The organism is Hymenobacter sedentarius (assembly GCF_001507645.1).
Classification (GTDB): Bacteria; Bacteroidota; Bacteroidia; order Cytophagales; family Hymenobacteraceae; genus Hymenobacter; species Hymenobacter sedentarius.
Genome location: NZ_CP013909.1, coordinates 4,049,115 through 4,067,626, shown reverse-complemented (window position 1 = coordinate 4,067,626; position 18,512 = coordinate 4,049,115). Strand labels below are relative to the sequence as shown.

The 18,512-nt window shown below is 62.7% G+C and carries 9 protein-coding genes; 6 read left to right on the top strand and 3 right to left on the bottom strand.

The window, feature by feature from the left end; genetic code table 11:
• Positions 1-24 precede the first annotated feature (24 nt).
• The gene (locus tag AUC43_RS16770) at positions 25-4,242 is read right to left on the bottom strand and encodes a T9SS type B sorting domain-containing protein (RefSeq protein WP_082685157.1); all 4,218 of its coding nucleotides are present in this window, start codon (positions 4,240-4,242) and stop codon (positions 25-27) included.
• A 104-nt stretch (positions 4,243-4,346) separates the two neighbouring features.
• Entirely contained in the window at positions 4,347-6,626 is a 2,280-nt protein-coding gene (locus AUC43_RS21815; protein WP_082685156.1) for a GEVED domain-containing protein, read from the bottom strand.
• Between the two features lie 288 nt (positions 6,627-6,914).
• Between AUC43_RS21815 and AUC43_RS16760 the strand changes: the two genes are divergently transcribed.
• Positions 6,915-7,724 carry an SDR family oxidoreductase gene (locus tag AUC43_RS16760; protein WP_068196294.1) on the top strand — a complete coding sequence of 270 codons (810 nt, stop codon included), beginning with the start codon at positions 6,915-6,917 and terminating at the stop codon, positions 7,722-7,724.
• 309 nt (positions 7,725-8,033) lie between these two features.
• Here the strand turns inward: AUC43_RS16760 and AUC43_RS16755 are convergent, their stop codons facing one another.
• Positions 8,034-9,764 carry a S8 family peptidase gene (locus tag AUC43_RS16755; RefSeq protein ID WP_233254035.1) on the bottom strand — a complete coding sequence of 577 codons (1,731 nt, stop codon included), beginning with the start codon at positions 9,762-9,764 and terminating at the stop codon, positions 8,034-8,036.
• Between the two features lie 468 nt (positions 9,765-10,232).
• Here AUC43_RS16755 and AUC43_RS16750 point away from each other — a divergent pair, with 468 nt between their 5' ends.
• The 5 genes from AUC43_RS16750 (at position 10,233) to AUC43_RS16730 (ending at position 18,182) form a co-directional block, all read left to right on the top strand.
• Positions 10,233-12,881 carry a PIG-L family deacetylase gene (locus AUC43_RS16750; protein WP_068196291.1) on the top strand — a complete coding sequence of 883 codons (2,649 nt, stop codon included), beginning with the start codon at positions 10,233-10,235 and terminating at the stop codon, positions 12,879-12,881.
• A 175-nt stretch (positions 12,882-13,056) separates the two neighbouring features.
• On the top strand, positions 13,057-14,433 hold the full coding sequence (locus AUC43_RS16745; RefSeq protein WP_068196287.1) for an aspartate kinase: 1,377 nt from the start codon (positions 13,057-13,059) through the stop codon (positions 14,431-14,433).
• 86 nt (positions 14,434-14,519) lie between these two features.
• Positions 14,520-15,167 carry a phosphatase PAP2 family protein gene (locus AUC43_RS16740; RefSeq protein WP_068196284.1) on the top strand — a complete coding sequence of 216 codons (648 nt, stop codon included), beginning with the start codon at positions 14,520-14,522 and terminating at the stop codon, positions 15,165-15,167.
• 83 nt (positions 15,168-15,250) lie between these two features.
• Complete coding sequence (locus tag AUC43_RS16735; protein WP_082685154.1) at positions 15,251-16,144, top strand: glycerophosphodiester phosphodiesterase; 894 nt, start codon at positions 15,251-15,253, stop codon at positions 16,142-16,144.
• A 112-nt stretch (positions 16,145-16,256) separates the two neighbouring features.
• Positions 16,257-18,182, top strand: coding sequence for a CocE/NonD family hydrolase (locus AUC43_RS16730; protein ID WP_068196279.1), 1,926 nt, complete (start codon positions 16,257-16,259; stop codon positions 18,180-18,182).
• Positions 18,183-18,512: the final 330 nt, after the last annotated feature.

The window sequence follows — 18,512 nt, the reverse complement described above, 5'->3', positions numbered from 1 at the left end:
TACAAAAGCCGGGCAATCCGTGGTCTATTTTACCACTTCAAACCAGTTTTTGAGGCTGCTGCCGTTGGGCAGCTTCAACAGGTAGAAGTAGGTGCCAGCCGCGGTGTTGGCGTCGCCGCCCCAGTTGTTCTGGTAGTTGGTGGTGCTGTACACTTCGCGGCCCCAGCGGTTGAAAACAGTGAACGTATTGCCGGGGTAGAGCTGAATGTTGTCAATCACCAGCACGTCGTTCTGGCCGTCGCGGTTGGGGGTGATGATGTTGTAGGTCCGGAGGGCGTTGGCAAAGTTTACGCTGGCCTCATTCGAGTTGGAGAGAATAGAGCCTGGGCTCACGGCCACCACCCGGAAGTTCTGGGTAAATCCTGCCCCGGTCACGGAGCCGGCATCTGCGTTGGGCACCGTGGCCTGCAGCGTGCTGCCGGGCACCGTGGTGATGAGAACCGGGGCGCCAGCATCGGCGCGGCGGTAGATGCGGTATTCCGTTACCGGGAAGCCCACGTAAGCGTTCCAGCTGAGGGTGGTGCTGCCCTGGTTGCGGCCCCCCGTGCCGGGAGTGGCCGAGTTGCTCGCCACCAGGCGGATGGTTTGCGCCACGGTGCTGAGCACCGGCGTGCCGCAGCCATTGGTGAGGCTCAGCTGGTACTCATACGAATTGGCCGAGGCGTCCAGCGCGGTGTTGTCGGTGTAGGTGATGGCCGAGGAGGCCACCGTGCCCACCTGGGCAAAGGTGCTCGAGCCCGCCACCCGCCGCAGAATGCGCACCGGGTTGAGGGTATTGGTGCTGTTGGGCGAGGTGAAGGTGAGGATAACACGGTTGTTGCTGGTGGCATCCACCGAGGCGGCGGTCAGTGTCAGGCCGGGGTTATCGAAGGTGATGGTGCGGGTGGCGGCGGGGCCGGCGCAGGAGGCCGGGCTGGCGCTGGTTTCCACGGCGCTCACGCTATACGGGCCGGTGCTGTTGAAGAGCACCGTGACCTGGCTGCTGTTGCCGCCGGCCGTGATAGTGCCGCCCACCACCGTCCACTGGAACGTGGCGCCGGCAGTGGGATTGGCAATGGTGTATTGCTGCGGCGTGGCCGTATTGCACACGAAAGCCGAGCCCGAAATGGTGGGCGCTACCGGAAGCGGGTTCACCGTGAAGGGAGTGCTGAGCAGTGGCCCAACGCAGCCCCCCGCCGTGGTTTCCTGTACCGTGAGCGAGTAGGTGCCGGGCGCGGGCAAGGTGTTCAGCACGCGGGTGCTGCCGGTGCCGGCCAGGGTGCTGCCATTAAGCTGGAATACATAAGTGGAGCCGGTGAAACCGCCGGGCACCGAGAACGTGACGGGGCCGCTGTTCTGGCACACCCGTACCGGGCTCACAATGGCCAGCGTGCGAGGCGAGGGGTTAATCAGCATCTTCAGCGTATCCGAAACGCCACGGCAGATGCCGCCAGCGGGGTTGCTGGTTTCGGTAGCCACAATTTTGCCGATGGTGGGCACCGAGACCGGCGCCCAGTTCACGGTCACGGTGTTTTGCGCGGTGCTTACCTGCGTGCCGCCGATTATCTGCCAGGAGTAGCTGGAGCCATTGGCAAATGCCCCGCTGCTGTAGGTAAAAGGGCCGTCGGCCTGGCACACGGCGCGCGGCAGGGGCGCCGCGGCGAGGATGTCGCCGGGGCCGGTGGGCCGCACCGTTTGCAGGCGCGGGTTGATGATGACAGGCAGCGTGGTGGTGTCGGAAGAGCAGCCTTGGGCATTCAGGCGGAATACCTTGAGGTAGGCGCCGCTGCTGGCTCCGCCCCAATCGATGGTCACGGCCGGTGTGCCCTGGCCGCTGGCAATGGTGCCGCCGCTAACCAGCCATGTGTAGGCCGTGGCAACTGGAGTGGGCACCGAGTAAGCAATGCCCGTGACGGTGGGGCACACCGAAACCGGTCCGATAATGTCCTCGGCAGCCGGACGGGGGTTTACCGTCACGGTCACGGCGTCGGTCTTCACGCAGCCATCGGCCGAAGTAGCCGTTAGGGTATAGGTAACGGTCAGAGGCGCTGCGGTGGTGTTGATGCCTCTCAGCACGGGCTGCGCTACGGTGCTGCTGCTCAGGCCAGTGGCCGGGCTCCAGCTATAGGTGTAGCCGGCTTGGGCGGGCGTACCCAGCGTGGTGGGCTGGCCCGCACACGCGGCCCGGGCCGGTCCTGCGTTGGCAATGGCTTCCGGGTTAACGGTCACGCGCACGGAGCCGTTACTGGAACAGCTGGCGCCCGAAACCACAGTGAGCACATACGTCTGGATGATGGGGGCGCCGGTAGTGTTGGTGAGCGTGACGGTGGGCTGCGCTACGGTGCTGCTGCTCAGGCCGGTGGCCGGGCTCCAGCTGTAGGTGTAGCCGGCTTGGGCGGGGGCGCCCAATACAGTGGCGGTGCCGGAGCAAACGCTCCGGTCGGCTCCAGTAGAGGCAATGGGCGGGGGCGTTACGGTCACGGTCACGTTGGCCGAGATGGTGCAGGTACCGTCGGTACCCGTCACGGTGTAAGTTGTGGTGGCAGTGGGCGATACTGTGAAGGTGGGGCTGGTAGATGTCTGCCCGCCGCCTGACCAAGTATAGCTCAAGCCGGGCTGGCCATTCACTCTCAGAATAGTGGAACTGCCCTGGCAGATACTGGCCGAGCTGGCCGTAGCCGTGAGTTGGGACAGGGGCCGAATGTCCACGGTTTTCACAACCGAGTCGGTGGGGCAGCCCTGCGCCGAAACACCCTTGAGGACCAGGGTGCCAGTAGTGTTGGCATTGGCCCATACCACTTGCACGGCACCCGTGCCCTGGCCCCCGGTGATGGTGCCGCCCACGGCGCGCCACTTGTAGGAAGCCGGCACGGGGCCGCTGGCCGTGTAGGTGCGCACCGTGGCGGGGTCGCACACGGTGGCGGGGCCGTTGATGGCGTTAGGGCCGGCGGCGCGGGTCACGGTGATGCGGAAAATATCGGAAGCCAGGCGGCCGCCACAGCCGTTGTCTTTCACGGTTACGCCGAGGTCATAGGCCGTAGCCCGCGCAGTTCCGCAGGCCGACTTGAAGACAAACGTGCCACTCACCAAGCCCGTGCCCGAGGCCGTGGCCGTACCGGTCAGGTTGCCGGGCTGCACCGTGCCGGTGCTGCCGTTGAAGGTGGTGTTGAAGGGGCCGCTGCCGTCGAGCAGGGCGCTGTTCACAGTGAGCACCAGCGGGTGGTTGCTGGCTTGGGTGGCCGTAATCGGGATGCTTAAGGACTGGCCTTCCTCAATGGTGTAGTTGCGCGGGGTGGTCAGGGTGGGCGGCAGCACGGGCGGCGGCGTGGGCGGGCAGGTAGACACTACCAGCTGCAGGTCGCGCCGCGTGGTGCCAATGAGCACCTCCCGGCCGTTGATGGTGCGGTATTCCGATACGTCGACTGCAATTACATACAAGCCGTTGTTTTTGGCGCCGTACTTCGCCACGCCAGTGCTGGCGTTGATGGTGGCAAAGTTGCCAGTGCCCTGGCCAAACGGGTTGGTGGCGCTGTAGCCAGAGAAGTAGGGCACGGCCTGAGGCAGGGGCGGAAAAGTGGCCGTAGAGGTGCGCTGGCCGTAGGGGCTGCCAAAGGAGTACACGAGGCGGTCGCCGTCGGCGTCGAAGGCGTTGTTCAGCGTGATGGTGGTATCGTTCTGGCATACAATGGCCACGGCCGTGTCGGAAAATACCGGCGAGCGGTTGGGTATTAGCGGCGGGGCCATGCTAACGTACAGCGTCAGCGGCTGGCCGTTGCTGGCTGGGGCGTTGAGGTTGGTGAGGGTGTAGTTGCGGGCAGCCAGCGAGAACACCGCGTAGTAGCCATCGAACGACACCGGCAGGTTTACTGTCTGCACGTATTTCAACAGGTAAAACGGCTGGTTGGGCCCCACTACCGCGCAGCCCTGCGGCACCGAGGGCCGGATGGGCTGCGGGTTGAAAACCCCCTGCCGGGGCGCCGAAACGGCGGTGATGCGCGCGCCGCTGGTCTGGTTATACAGCTCAATCGTGACGTTGTTGGGGTACATGGCCACGCTTGGGTCGGTGGGGTACAGGCCGTTGCTGTACAGCGTCACCGTTATTTCGTAGCGAAAGGGAGTCGCCGCCGGGCCGTTGGCGTCGAGGTAGCGGTAGTTCATCTCACCGCCCAGCAAGTGCGATGCCTGCGCCGGGCGGGCCCCCAGCACAAGCAGCATCAGCAGTAGTATCGACCCAAGAAAACGCTGTAGTATGGTTGTGGACATATAAAAAAGTAAAGAGAAGCAAAAGGGAAGCACCGGGCCCGCGCCCGCTGGCAGGCCCCGGTTTGGTTAAGCACCAGGGGCGCGGCTGACTGCTGCGCGGCAGCTTACTCCCGCACCACGCGGCGCAGGGCGGTTTGGCCGTGGGCGTCGCGCAGGCGCAGCACGTACACGCCCGGAGCCAGGCGGCTCAGGTTCAGGGCCGCGTCGGCGGTTGCGCTCAGGCGCAGGGCCGCGGTGAGCACGGTGGCGCCCAGTAGGTTCTGCACTTCGGCGGAATAGGCGCCGGCGGCGTTGGCGTCGGTCAGGCGCAGCCGCATCTGGCCGGTAAGGGTGGGGTTGGGGTAGAGGCTGAGCGAGGGCAGGGCCAGAGCGTCGCGGGTGGCCAGCAGGGGCGTCACGCGCAGCTGGTAGTCTTCCACCTCCGCATTAAACTGGTTTATCTGGCAAGGAGAGGGCGTATTGGTATTCACCACGCTGAGCACCCGCATGCGGGTATTGAGCACGGTGGTGCGAATTGGGGCCGCAAAGCTTGCTGTAAACGTGTTGGCGCCGGCGCCGGTTTGCGTTATGCCGATAGCCACCAGCTCAGTAGATTCGAATGTGCCGTTGGCGTTTAAATCCACCCACACGGCGGTGCGATGCACCACGGCCAAGTTCGTAACTACGGTGAGGTTGACCAGGCTGCCGGAGGTTACGTTAATCGGCTGCGCCGTGTAGTTGGCGTAGCCGCCGGGGGCATTGCCGGTTGCATTGCTGTAGGCCGGCTGCGCGTTAGAAACGCTCACCAGCGTCATCCAGAACTGGCTGGGCAACTGGGTGCCCCCTGGGCCACCTCCGCCCGAGCCATTGGAGGGGCAATAAGTGAAGCACGGCACCGACACTGCTATCGCGTCAGGGCGCGTAATGCTGGCTGACCCGAACGAGTTGGTGGCCGTGAGCGAGACGGTGTAGGTGCCGGTAGCGGCGTACTGGTGCGAGGGGTTCTGGGCCGTGCTGGTGGTGCCATCGCCAAAGTTCCAGAGCCAGGAAGTAGGCAGGTTCTGGCTGGCATCGGTGAACTGAATGGGGTTCACGCAGCCCCCGGGCACGTAGTTGCTCGTGAAGTCGATGCTGGGCGGCGAAGTGTTGGGCCGCGCTATCACCGTATAGTCTTCCACCTGACCGCTGATGGGGCTGGTGCAGGGCCCCGGGTTGTTGCCCACGGCATCGGCCATCACGCGCAGGCGCAGCGGCTGGTTGAGGGGGGTGCTGGCGGGCAGGTTGAGCCGGGCCGTCACGCCGGGAGTGGGAGTGTTCAGGCTCTGAAACACCTGCTCGGCGGTGGTGAGAACGCCGTCGTTGTTGGAATCGAGGTACACCCGGATATCGTGCGCATTCACGCCGCCGGTAGTGATGGTCATCGAGTTATTAACGCTCACCGTAAGCTGCGTGCGCTTGGCGCAGGTGAAATCCTGGTAGCCGGCGCTGCCATCGGCCGAGGCATTGTCGATGGTGCCGAGCTGGAAGCGGGTGATGCCGTATTTGGCGAAGTAATTGATGGTTTGGGGCGAGCAGTTGGCCGGGAGCGGTATCTGCGTGTTGTACTCGATGCTGGTGGCCGCGCTGGTGTTGGCGCCCGCCGAATTGGTGGCTTGCAGCGTCACGGCGTAGGTGCCGGCCGCGGCGTAGCAGTGGCTGGGGTTTTGGGCGGTGCTGGTGGTGCCGTCGCCGAAGGTCCACAGCCAGGACGTGGGCAGGTTCTGGCTGGCATCGGTGAACTGCACGCAGCCCGAGCACGTGATGGTGCTGCTGGCGCTGAAGCTGGCTACCGGCGCGCTCACGTTCCCGGTCAGGGTCACGCTATAGTCTTCATCCTGCGAGTATTCGGGGGTGGAGCAGGGGGTGGGGATGGTGCCGTTGGCGTAGTCGGCCGCTACGCGCATCCGCAGGCGGGTGCCCAGGGTAGCCACGGCGGGCGGCGTAATGGTGCCCGTGTGCAGCGTGGCGCTGTTGGAGCTGAATACCAGCTCGTTGTTGCCGGTGAAGGCCCCGTCGTTGTTGTAGTCAATCCAAACCCGCACGTTTTCGGCCGCGTTGGTGCCCGTCCGCACGCTGATGGCGTAGCTCTGGCCCACTACCAGGGCCGCATTCTGCGTGCAGCTGTAGTCCTTGTAGCCATCCAGCTGCCCGGGTGTGGTATTGTTAATGAGGTTGTTCCCCAGCGTTACGTTGAGGATGCCCATATTGTAGGTAGCGGCCTGGGGGCTGCTGGCCCGGCCCGGCGTGCACGTGGCCGCAATGGGGCAGGTGGTGCTCTGGGCCAGAACCGGAAACGTGCCCAGCGCCACCAAAACGGCCACAATTCCGGGGGCAATGCGGGACCAAGAACGTAAGAGTGGGATCATAGGGTATGCTAAGAGAAAACCATAGAATTCAGTGGATAAATGTAAGCAAGAAAAGGCACGAAGCCGCCAAAATAGCCCACTTTCGCGCAGCAATTGGCCAGTTACCAGAGCGTTCAGCTCAACCCGCGGTTCCGGCTCTCACGGCTGAGCCCACGAGGGCGTGCCTGGCACCTGCTGGCCCTGCGGAAAAGGTCACGCAGAAGTCGCTCAGCGCGGCCGTAAGTTTGTTGCCTCAATAACTGGTCTCAAGCTTTTCAGTGGCGCTGCGGTGCCATTATTTCCACTGCTATGCCTTCTCATTCAGTTCTTATCACAGGTGGTACCTCGGGCATCGGCCGGGCCTGTGCCCTGGCCTTTGGTCGCGCCGGCTACCAGGTGGCGTTTACGGGCCGCGACGAAGCCAAGCTCGCCGATACCGCCCAGGCCCTGGCTGCGGCCGGCATTGCTCACCTGGCTGTGCGCGCCGATGTGGGCGACGAAGCCGCCGCCGAACGGGCCGTGCGCGAAACCGTAGCTCAATTTGGCGGCCTCAACGTGCTGATTAACAACGCGGGCATTTCCATGCGCGCCCGCTTCCAGGACGCCGACCTGGATGTCATCAAGCGGCTCATGCAAACCAACTTCTTCGGCACCGTCTTCACCACCAAGTTTGCCCTGCCCAGCCTGCTGGCCAGCAAAGGTACCATTGTGGGCATTAGCAGCATAGCGGGATACCGGGGCCTGCCGGGCCGCACCGGGTACTCGGCTTCCAAGTTTGCCATGAACGGCTTTCTCGAAGCCTTACGCACCGAGCTGCTCGACCAGGGCGTGAACGTGCTCACGGCCGCCCCGGGCTTCACGGCCTCCAACATCCGGCAGGTGGCGCTCGCGGCCGACGGCTCCGCCCAAGGCGAATCGCCGCGCGACGAAGGCGCCATGATGAGCAGCGAAGCCGTGGCCGATGAAATCCTAAAAGCCGTGCAGCAACGCCGCCGCTCCCTCGTGCTCACCAGCCAGGGCAAACTCACGGTCTTCCTCAACAAGTGGCTGCCGGGCCTAACGGATAAGCTCGTGCTCAACCACTTCCGCAAGGAAGAAAAAGGAGTTGTGGTGGGGTAGGGGTTGTGTTATAGCCTCACGGCTATAACCTCACCCCCGGCCCCTCTCCCGCGGAGAGGGGAGCCATTCGTCGCCTGTCATTGCGAGCGCAGCGCAGCAATCTTTCCTCTGTCTGCACTTACCCCTGAGAAGTAACAACGTCTTTCATCGCAAAAGCCCCGACTCGTAGCAGAACCGGGGCTTTTCACATTAGAGGGCTGGTCGCATTGTCAGGACGGATTGCCACGGCCTGCGGCCTCGCAATGACAGGCGACGAATGGCTCCCCTCTCCGCGGGAGAGGGGCCGGGGGTGAGGTCCCCGCCGTGAGGCTACAGCGACGCCTTCTGCGCCAGCCGCACCGCCTCGTACAAATCCACCACGCCGCCCGTGACGGAGAGCGTGGAGAAGTCAACCATTTTATCGGTGCCGGGCACCTGCACTTTGGTATGGTGCACCCGGGCCGATTGCATGATGATGCGCTTCAAATCGGCAGCGGTGAGCTTGGGGAAGTACGATTTGAGCACCGCGGCCACGCCGGCCGTGACAGGCGAGGCCATGCTGGTGCCGCTTTCGTTGCCAAACTTGCTGCCGGGCAGGGTGCTGAAGATGCTCATGCCGGGGGCAAACACATCGACGGCGCGCTTGCTGTAGTTCGAGAAATTGGCGGGCAGCTGGGCGTTGTCGCGCGGGCCGGAGGCGCCTACGGTGAGCAGGTTGGGCACCGTGGTTTTGTTGATGTAGAACGAAGCCGGATAGTTGCTCGTCACGTCGAGGTTGGCGTTCTCGTTGCCGGCGGCGTGCACCAGCAGCACGTTTTTGCTGGCGGCGTATTTAAAGGCGGCTTCCACGGCCTGGCGCTGGGGCGAGAATTCTTTGCCGAAGCTCATGTTGATAATCTGGGCGCCGTTGTCCACGGCGTAGCGGATGGCGTTGGCCACGTCCTTGTCGCGCTCGTCGCCGTCGGGCACGGCCCGCACCACCATGATGCGCACCGGGTTGGGCGCAATGCCCTGCACCCCCAGCTGGTTGTCGCGCACGGCCGCGATGATGCCCGACACGTGGGTGCCGTGCATGGGGTCGGGGCCGTGGAGGTCGTTGTTGCCGTAGTAGCGCTCGGTCACGTCGTTGGGGTTGTCCTTTACGATGTCGGCGCGCGGATTAAACTTCAGGTTGAGCGAGTTATCCAGCATGCTGCGCTCCTGCTTGGCGCCTTCGCTCAGTTCCTTGAGCAAGGCATCGGTATCGGCGGCACCGGTCTGGCGCATCATCTCGAGCATGCCGGCCGTGGCGCGGCGCAGGTTGGGGTCGTCGGTCTTGATGGTGCGCAGCGCCGTGGTGTCGAGGGTGGTCACGCCCAGGGCCTGCTTCAGGTTGTCGACCATCATGGTGAGCGGTCCGGTCATGCTTTCTACCTGCTCGCTGCGCTCGGTTTCTTCCTTGAGGCGGGCGGAGTAAGCTTTTTCGGCTTTGGTATACAAGGCGAAATCGGCCCGCTCGGTGGGCTTCACGGTGGCGGCCGTCTTGCCCTTGAAGCGCTTGCGGCCAGCGGCCACAATGCGGGTCATTTCCAGGGTTTCGGCGTTGACGTTGCGGCCATCGGCCCCGCCCAGGAAGTTCCAGCCGTGCACGTCGTCGACGTAGCCGTTCTTGTCGTCGTCGATGCCGTTGTTAGGTATTTCCTTGGGATTGGTCCACAGCATGGGCTTCAGGTCGACGTGGGCCGTGTCGATGCCCGAGTCAATCACGGCCACTACCACGGGCTGGGGCGTCAGCGTTTTCAGTATCTCATCGTACACCCGGGTAGCGCCCACGCCAGGTACTTTATCCAGCGTGGGGTCTTTCAAATACCACTGCGAACTGCTCAGGTCGCCGATGGGAGCCGGGGTAGGTGCGGGGGCGGGCTTGGTTTCGGGGGCGGTGAGCACCTCCGGTGCCGCGGCGGGTGCACTAACGGCAATAGACGCCACGGGAGAGCTGGCCTGGGGCCGGCGGGCACAAGACGATAGCAGCGTAACCGCCAGCAGCACTGGCATTGATACGCGGGAAAGGGATAGTGTCATAAAGTAAGAAAAAGCCGTGTGAGACGACTGAGTAGCAAAGGAACCGGTGTCGGGGCTGAGAAAGCTGAGAAACACTAGCGGCCCTAAAGACGTGCCCGGTACGGGCATTGTTGCGCCTGCACAGCCGCCGCGCGTTTATTTACTTGGGTATTTGCTATTGTGGCTGGCTTGCTTGGCGCTCCGGCTCGGCGCATTTATAATAAATGGCAAGCTCAAGGAAGTTGGGCTAACAAATAATGAAGCGGCTGTCATGCAGAGCGCAGCGAAGCATCTTATCACGTTGGCACGACTCGTTCCGCGGGGATAAGATGCTTCGCTGCGCTCTGCATGACAGACGATTGGTAAGATACTTGGCTACGTACTAGTAGGCTCAGCAAGTTGAGCTGAATCAGGTGCTGCTAGGCAGCCAATTAGCCGTAGGGGAGGGCTTGCGCTTAACTTCACGGCCTCATTCTGGTTTCTCTGCACATGTTCCGTCACCTTCGCCCGCTGCTTGCGGCGCTGCTGCTGCCCCTGGCGGCCCTGGCCCAAACGCCCAAAACCTACTCCTCCTCGGATATCCTGCTGGGACTCAAGAAGCTCAACGTGCTGGGCTCGGTGATGTACATCGCCGCCCACCCCGACGACGAAAACACCCGCCTCATCGCCTACATGGCCAACGAGCGCCTGCTCGAAACCAGCTACCTGAGCTGCACCCGCGGCGACGGCGGCCAGAACCTCATCGGCCCCGAGCTGCGCGAAGGCCTCGGCGTGATTCGCACGCAGGAGCTGCTGGCGGCCCGGCGCCTCGACGGCGGCCGGCAGTTCTTCACCCGCGCCAACGACTTCGGCTTCTCCAAAACCTCCGACGAAACCTTTCGCATCTGGGACAAGGAGCAGGTGCTCGCCGACATGGTGTGGGTCATCCGCCAGCGCCGGCCCGATGTGCTCATCACCCGCTTCCCGCCCGATGCCCGCGCCGGCCACGGCCACCACCAAGCCAGCGCCATCCTCGCCGCCGAAGCCTTCGACGCCGCCGGCGACCCCAAGCGCTTCCCCGAACAGCTCCAGTACGTGCAAGCCTGGCAGCCCAAGCGCCTGCTCTGGAACACCGGCAGCTTTTTCGTGAAGCCCGGCGAAGACATGAGCGGCTACCTCAAGCTCGATGCCGGCGGCTACAACCCGCTGCTGGGCCAGAGCTACGGCGAAATCGCGGCCCGCAGCCGCTCCAACCACCGCAGCCAGGGCTTCGGCTCGGCCGCCCAGCGGGGCGAGGCGCTGGAGTATTTCCAGCCCGTGAAAGGCGACAAGGCCACCAAAGACCTGTTCGAAGGCGTGGACCAAACCTGGAACCGCGTGCCCGGCGGCGCGGCCGTGGGCAAGTTGATTCAGGAGGTGATTCGGAAGTATGATGCGAGCAACCCAAGCGCGAGCGTGGCGGGGCTTATGAAATCGAATAAGTTGATAATGCAGCTTCTCTCAGCGAAGCAAGCCAATTCTAAGATACCATATGTTGGGGCAGGGAGGGAGCAGAGATTAATTCTAGTTGAGAAGTCGCGCGAGGTACACAAGCTGATTGCTGCTTGCCTCGGCCTTAGCATAACAGCAACTGCTAGTGAATCTTCGGTGGTAGCAGGTCAAAAAATGACTGTTGCAATCGCCATATTGAACCGCTCGCAGAAAGAGATTACCCTCAAACGGGTGAGTGGTTTTCTGACAATGTTTGATACTGTGATGCAGACGCCACTTCTTACCGGGAAAGTAGTGAGCTTCAGCGCAGCGCTTACTATTAATAAAAAAGTAGGTACCTCCCAACCGTACTGGTTGAGGCTGCCTAGCAGCGTAGGCATGTATCAGGTGCCGGATTCTGTGCTTGTCGCAGAAATGAGTAAGAGTACCAGCTTTTTGGGCTCTACAAATGGAGAGCCACTCAAACCAGGTAAGGGGGTAACCAAGAATTTTATTAAACTGACTAGGCAAGAGCTAATAGGGATGCCGGAAAATGAGTCTAACGCGTCTGTTTTGACCTCATTGGAAGTGGAAGGCCAGCAGTATTCTATTTACGTTCCCGTCCAATACAAGCACACCGACCCCGTGCTGGGCGAATTATACCAGCCGCTGGCCGTGGTGCCGCCCGTGCTGGTGAACCTGCCGCCCGCCCGTTCCTACGTCTTCGCCGATGCCCAGCCTAAGACCGTGCCCGTCACGCTGCGGGCCGGGCGCGCCGGGGTGAGCGGCAGCCTGGCCCTGGCCCTGCCCGCCGGCTGGAAGTGCGAGCCCGCCACCGCCGACTTCGCCCTCGCCGCCAAAGACGAGGAGTTGACCGTGAACTTCCAGGTGCAGCCCCTGGCCGGCGCCGCGCCCGGCCGCGCCGAGCTGCGCGCCACCGCCACCGTGGCCGGCCAGGCCTATGCCCGCGGCATCCAGAAGATTGAGTACCCGCACATCCCCACGCAGTTCCTCTTCCCCGAGGCCGTGGCCCCGCTGGTGAAGCTCGACCTGAAGCGGCGCGGCCAGAACGTGGCCTACCTCATGGGCGCCGGCGACGAAGTGCCCGATGCCCTGCGCCAAATCGGCTACAACGTGACCCTGCTGAAACCCGAGGAGCTCACCGCCGCCAACCTGAAGAAATACGATGCCCTGGTGGTGGGCGTCCGCGCCTATAACACCGTCGAACGCCTCAAAACCCAGCAGCCCGAAATACTCAAATACATGGAGCAGGGCGGCAACGTGGTGGTGCAGTACACCGTGAACCGCGGCACTGTGCTGCCCCAAATTGGCCCGTACCCCATGACCATGAGCAGCGACCGGGTGACGGTAGAAGACGCCCCCGTGACCCTGACGAAGCACCCGTTGCTGAACGCGCCCAACAAAATCACCGCCCAGGATTTCAACGGCTGGGTGCAGGAGCAGGGCCTGTACTACCCCTCGCAGTGGGACCCCAAGTACCAGACCGTCATCAGCAGCCACGACCCCGGCGAAACGCCCAAGGAAAGCGCCATCCTGGTCACGGACTACGGCAAGGGCCACTACATCTACACGGGCCTGTCGCTGTTTCGGGAGTTGCCGGCCGGTGTGCCCGGGGCGTACCGAATTATCACGAATATGATTTCCTACGGCAAGGAGCCCGCGCAGTAGTACCACTATCACGGCTGACTTACTTTAAAACGTCATGCTGAGCTTGCCGAAGCATCTCTACCACGAGAGTAATTAAATTACTTCCCCGGTAGAGATGCTTCGGCAAGCTCAGCATGACGTTCTTTTGTGTCTTAATAATCATCCTCAGGCTCCTGCGCCTTTTGCTAATTACCCAGTGCTCACAGTAGAAAAAATCGGCGGCACCTCGATGACCGCCTTCTCCGATGTCTTAGAAAACATCATCTTCCACGGCCGCCAGGGACCGGAATTATACAACCGCATTTTTGTGGTTTCGGCCTACGCCAACGTCACCAACTGGCTGCTGGAGAACAAGAAAACCGGTGCCCCCGGCGTGTACCACCACATCACCCAGAACCAGGAGTTTCGGCAGGCGCTGCAGGACGTGGCCACCAAGCTCAAGGACCTGAACACGCACTACGAGCCCCTGGGCCTCGACCTGGCCGCGGCCGATGCCTTCATTCAGCAGCGCATCAACCAGGCCCAGACCTACCTCGAAAGCCTCACCAACGTGCTGGCGTCGGGCTACGTGAACAGCACCAACATCCTGCAGGCCGCCCGCGAAATCCTGGCATCCATCGGCGAGTCGCATTCGGCGTTCAACTCCGTGAATATCCTGCAAAACCGGGGCGTCAACGCCACCCTCGTCGACCTGAGCGGCTTCGACGACGCGCACCCACTCACCATTGATGAGCGCATCAAACAGACCTTCTCCGGCATCGATTTCGCCAATACCATCTGCATTGCCACCGGCTACACCAAGGGCACCGAAGGCATCATGCGCGAGTTCGACCGCGGCTATTCGGAGGTGACGTTCAGCAAGATAGCCGTGGCCGTGCGGCCGCAGGAGGCCATCATTCACAAAGAATACCACCTTTGCTCCGCCGACCCCAACCTGGTCGGCATTGAGCGGTGCCACCCGGTGGGCTTTACCAACTACGACGTGGCCGACCAGCTCGCCGACGTGGGCATGGAAGCTATTCACCCGAAAGCCTCGAAGCCGCTCGAAATCAATGCCATCGATTTGCGCATCAAAAACACCTTCGAACCCGAGCATCCCGGCACACTCATCACCCGCGACTACGTGAGCCCGCGCAAGCACATCGAAGTCATCACCGGCACCGATAAGGTGGTGATAATCGACATCCACGACCCGCTGATGGTGGGCACGGCCGGCTTCGACCTGCACCTCATGCAGGTGTTCTTCGACCTCAACGTCAGCTACATTTTCAAGGCAACCAGCGCCAACAGCATCACGCTGCTCATCTGGCAGAAAGACCTGCAGGCGGCCTTGCTCGACGAGCTAAACGCCAAGTACGAGAAGGTAACCATCGAAGACGCGGCCCTGGTTTGCCTCATCGGCTCCAACATCGACGAGCCTGGGCTGCTGGCCCGCGCCGCCGGCGCCCTGGCCGATGCGGGAATCAATATCCGCAGCGCCGGCTTTGCCCTGCGCAAAGTAAATATTCAATTTATAGTGGGCCGGGACGAATACAAGGCGGCTATTGTCGCCCTGAACCAGGCCATTGGATAAGCCGTAGCCTGGACTCGGCGAGTCCGTGCGGGTAGAAGAACGTTCCGCCACGCGCGGACTCGCCGAGTCCACGCTACTTATTTAGCATGACGCTCCGCCAATTCCTTGCTTTCTCGACCCTTACGCTGCCGTTTTGTGCGTTGCTTATCCTGTTTCTCGACCAGCCGCTGGCGCTGTTTGCGCAGCAGCAGTTGAGCTGGGCCGCGCAGTTTTTTAGCTCAATTACGGCTGCGGCCGATGCCGTGCACAATGCGCTGATGGTGCACGTGGTGGGCATTCCCATTATTTTTCTGGCGCTGGGGCTGGCCTTCGCCATCGGGCGGTATGCGCTGAAGCGGCGCGGCGCGACGCTGTTTCTCATTCTGCTGCTCACCCACGAGTGTAGCATGGTGCTGGCCAACGTGCTGAAGGGCGCCGTGCACCGCCTGCGGCCCGAAGTGCAGTTTGCGGGCGGATACCCGGGCACGGGCTTGTGGGCAGTTGGGCCGCACAACGACTCGTTTCCGTCGTACCACACGGCCGTTTATTTCAGCTTGTTTTTGCCGTTGGCCGTGGCATTTCCGCGCTGGCGGGTGCCGCTGCTGGTGCTGCCGGGGCTCATTGGGCTGGGGCGGCTGGTGCTGGGCGCGCACTACCTCAGCGACGTGTGGGCCAGCCTGTGGCTGGTGGTGGCACTCACGTTCCTGTTTGGGCGCTTGGACCAGGCCACCCGCCCCGCCGAGCTGGCGGTGTAGCCCCTCATATTCGTTGGCCCTGCCAACTTCGGCTGCTGTTTGTCGTTCAGAAGGCCACTGGTGCGTGCCAGCATTCCCTTTTGATGAGAAACTACTCCGCGCTTTCCGGGGCCGTCCGGGCTCTTTTTGTGGTGTTGCTGGCCGCCTGCGCGGCCCCCAAGCCTGTTGCCAATCCCAAGCTGGTGGTGCTGGGCCACGCGGGCTCGGGCTTTTTTACCCCCATCAGCCCGTTCAACTTCCGGCCCCCGAGCAGCTGGCGCGGCGTGCGCCACGCCCTGCGGCTGGGAGCCGACGGCTCCGAAATTGACCTGCAGCTGAGCCAGGACAGCGTGGTGATGCTCTACCACGACCAGAAACTCGAAAACAGCAGCACCGGCCACGGCTGCGTGAGCCAGCACCCGGCCGCCGAGCTGGTGCAGCTGCGCTACCGCGGCGGCTGGCCCTACGACTGGTTCCAGCACGAGCGGCCCGTCACCTTCGATACCCTGCTGGTGCGCCTGAGCCGGCGCCCCAGCTTCCCGCGCCTCCACCTCGACCTGCACGAAGACGACCTCTGCCTGCCCGCCGGCCACCAGCATGACCGCACGCCGGCCTTCATCCGGCAGATTGCCCGGAGCCTGAGCCGCTACCATGTGCCGCCGCAGCAGGTGCTGCTGGTCACCCAAGAGGCTGGCACCATCCCGCTGGTGCGCGCTGCCATGCCCCAGGTACGCATCGGCCTGGAAATAGCGTCCGACGAATTCGGCACCGGGCTCCGCCTGGCCAAGTCCGAAAAAGTACACACCATCGTGCTGGATGCCGACCGGGTAACACCCGACCAAACGGCCCAGGCCCGCGCGGCGGGCTTGTCGGTGGTGGTTTTTGGCGGCCGCTCGGCCAAGGATATCCGGCGGGTGCTGGCCACCCAGCCCAACGAGATAGAGGTGGATAACGTGAAGCGCCTGCTGATACTGCAGGGGAGGGGCAAGAAGCACTAGCAGGCGCCGGGCTGGCCCACGGAAATAAGCCGGCCCGTTGGCCTAACAGATTAGCAGCGCGGCTACTACCTTCGCTCCGGCCGCCGCGTGGGGGCCAGCCAGCTGCTTTGCTATGAAAAACACTGTTTACCGCTCCGCTGCATATGCCTTGCTGGGCCTGCTGCTGGCCACCCGGGCCGCCGCCCAAGCCTTGCCCCAGCCCGTGGCCGTCACCGATGCCGAGGCGGCCGCCCGGGCCGCCGCCGATACGCTGTACATCCACGAGCATTACACCAAGACGGAACACCAGATTCCGGTGCGCGACGGGGTGAAGCTCTACACCGTGGTGTACGCGCCCAAAGATGCCGATAAGGTGCGCTACCCCATCATGCTCAACCGCACGCCCTACTCGGTGGGGCCGTACGGGCCGGGGCGCTACAAAACCAACATCAGCCCCAGCAGCACCATGCTGCACGAGGGGTACATTTTCGCGTTTCAGGATGTGCGCGGGCGCTACATGTCGGAAGGCCAGTTTCTGGACATGCGCCCGCAGAAGGAAAAGCACACCGGCAAAACCGACACCGACGAGAGCACCGATACCTTCGACACCATCGAGTACCTGCTCAAGAAGGGCCCAAAGAACAACGGCCGCGTGGGCCAGTGGGGTATTTCGTACCCGGGCTTCTACACCTCCACCGGCCTGCTCAGCCGCCACAAGGCCTTGAAAGCCGCCTCGCCGCAGGCGCCCATCGCCGATTGGTTTTGGGACGACTTCCACCACAACGGCGCGTTTTTTCTGCCCCACGCCTTCAACTTTCTGGCCAGCTTCGGCCTGCCCCGGCCCGCGCCCACGGCGGTTAAGAACCCGGCCTTCCAGCACGGCACCCCCGATGGCTACGACTTCTTTCTGCGCATGGGCCCGCTCAAAAACGCCGACGCCCGCTATTACAAGGGCCAAGTTGGCTTCTGGAACGACCTGATGCAGCACCCCAACTACGACGCCTTCTGGGAGGCCCGCAACCTGCGGCCCCACCTGCACCACATCAAAACTGCCGTGCTCACCGTGGGAGGCTTCAACGACGCCGAGGATTTGTTTGGCGCCCTGAACACCTACCAAAGCATCGAAAAGCAAAACCCCGGCACCGCCAACCGCCTCGTGATGGGCCCCTGGATACACGGCGGCTGGGCCCGCGGCACCGGCGAGATGCTGGGCAACGTGAATTACGGCCCTTCACCGTCCTACTGGTACCAGCAAAACGTAGAGGCTCCGTTCTTCAAATCGTACCTGAAAGACGACAAGCCCGCTAAACTGGCCGAAGCCTACGTCTTTGAAAGCGGCACCAACCAGTGGCGCACGTTTGATGCCTGGCCGCCCAAAGCCGCCCAGGACCGCACCATCTACTTCCAGCCCAACGGCAAAATCAGCTTCGACCAGCCCACCGCCGACACCGAGTTTGACCAGTTCCTGAGCGACCCGGCCCACCCCGTGCCCTTCACCGAAGCCACCGCCACTGGCATGACCAAGGAATACATGACCGACGATCAGCGCTTCGCCAGCCGCCGCCCCGATGTGCTCACCTACCAGACCGACGTGCTCACCGAGGACCTCACCCTGGCCGGTCCCATTCAGGCGCTGCTGCAAGTGGCCACCACCGGCTCCGATGCCGACTGGGTAGTGAAAATCATCGACGTGTACCCCGACAACACGCCCGACGACCCGCGTACCCTGCCGGGCGTACACTTGGGCGGCTACCAGCAAATGGTGCGCTCCGAAGTAATGCGCGGCCGCTTCCGCAACAGCTTCGCTAAGCCCGAGCCGTTCGTGCCCGGCCAGGTGACGGCCGTGCCCTTCACCGTGCAGGACCTCATGCACACCTTCCGCAAAGGCCACCGCCTCATGGTACAGGTACAAAGCAGCTGGTTTCCGCTTGTTGACCGCAACCCGCAGAAGTACGTCGATAACATCTACCAGGCCGAGGAAAGCGACTTTCAGCCCGCCACGCACCGGCTCTACCATTCGCCCGCCCACGCCTCCAAGCTCACGGTAAAAGTGCTGTAAAGACAACTTGAAGGCTTAATCCAGCTGGGTAAAAAACACAAAGAGGCGGCCGAAAGGCTGCCTCTTTGCTTTCCTGGGCATTGTACCGGGTTGGCAAAGTGCGTTGCAGCCAATACCGGCGAAGTGGGTCTTTGGAATGAATTTGTAGGGATGATGGGCGGCACCCACTCACGCCGTTCTTGGGAAGCGTAAGTGCGGATAATGAACAAAAATTGTGTAAATTATACAAGCTGCAATTGCTGTAGTAAAGCGGCACTTGTTTGCTTCGGGCAACCAAGGGAACCCGTGTAACCCGCTCCCTTGGCTTAGCATGACGAGTAACTGCTTGCT

Bases quoted from the DNA above. Each gene is read 5' to 3' on its own strand.
- AUC43_RS16735 (WP_082685154.1), top strand. From the start codon at position 15,251: ATGAGAAACTACTCCGCGCTTTCCGGGGCCGTCCGGGCTCTTTTTGTG.
- AUC43_RS16740 (WP_068196284.1), top strand. From the start codon at position 14,520: ATGACGCTCCGCCAATTCCTTGCTTTCTCGACCCTTACGCTGCCGTTT.
- AUC43_RS21815 (WP_082685156.1), bottom strand. From the start codon at position 6,626: ATGATCCCACTCTTACGTTCTTGGTCCCGCATTGCCCCCGGAATTGTG.
- AUC43_RS16755 (WP_233254035.1), bottom strand. From the start codon at position 9,764: ATGACACTATCCCTTTCCCGCGTATCAATGCCAGTGCTGCTGGCGGTT.
- AUC43_RS16730 (WP_068196279.1), top strand. From the start codon at position 16,257: ATGAAAAACACTGTTTACCGCTCCGCTGCATATGCCTTGCTGGGCCTG.
- AUC43_RS16750 (WP_068196291.1), top strand. From the start codon at position 10,233: ATGTTCCGTCACCTTCGCCCGCTGCTTGCGGCGCTGCTGCTGCCCCTG.
- AUC43_RS16770 (WP_082685157.1), bottom strand. From the start codon at position 4,242: ATGTCCACAACCATACTACAGCGTTTTCTTGGGTCGATACTACTGCTG.
- AUC43_RS16760 (WP_068196294.1), top strand. From the start codon at position 6,915: ATGCCTTCTCATTCAGTTCTTATCACAGGTGGTACCTCGGGCATCGGC.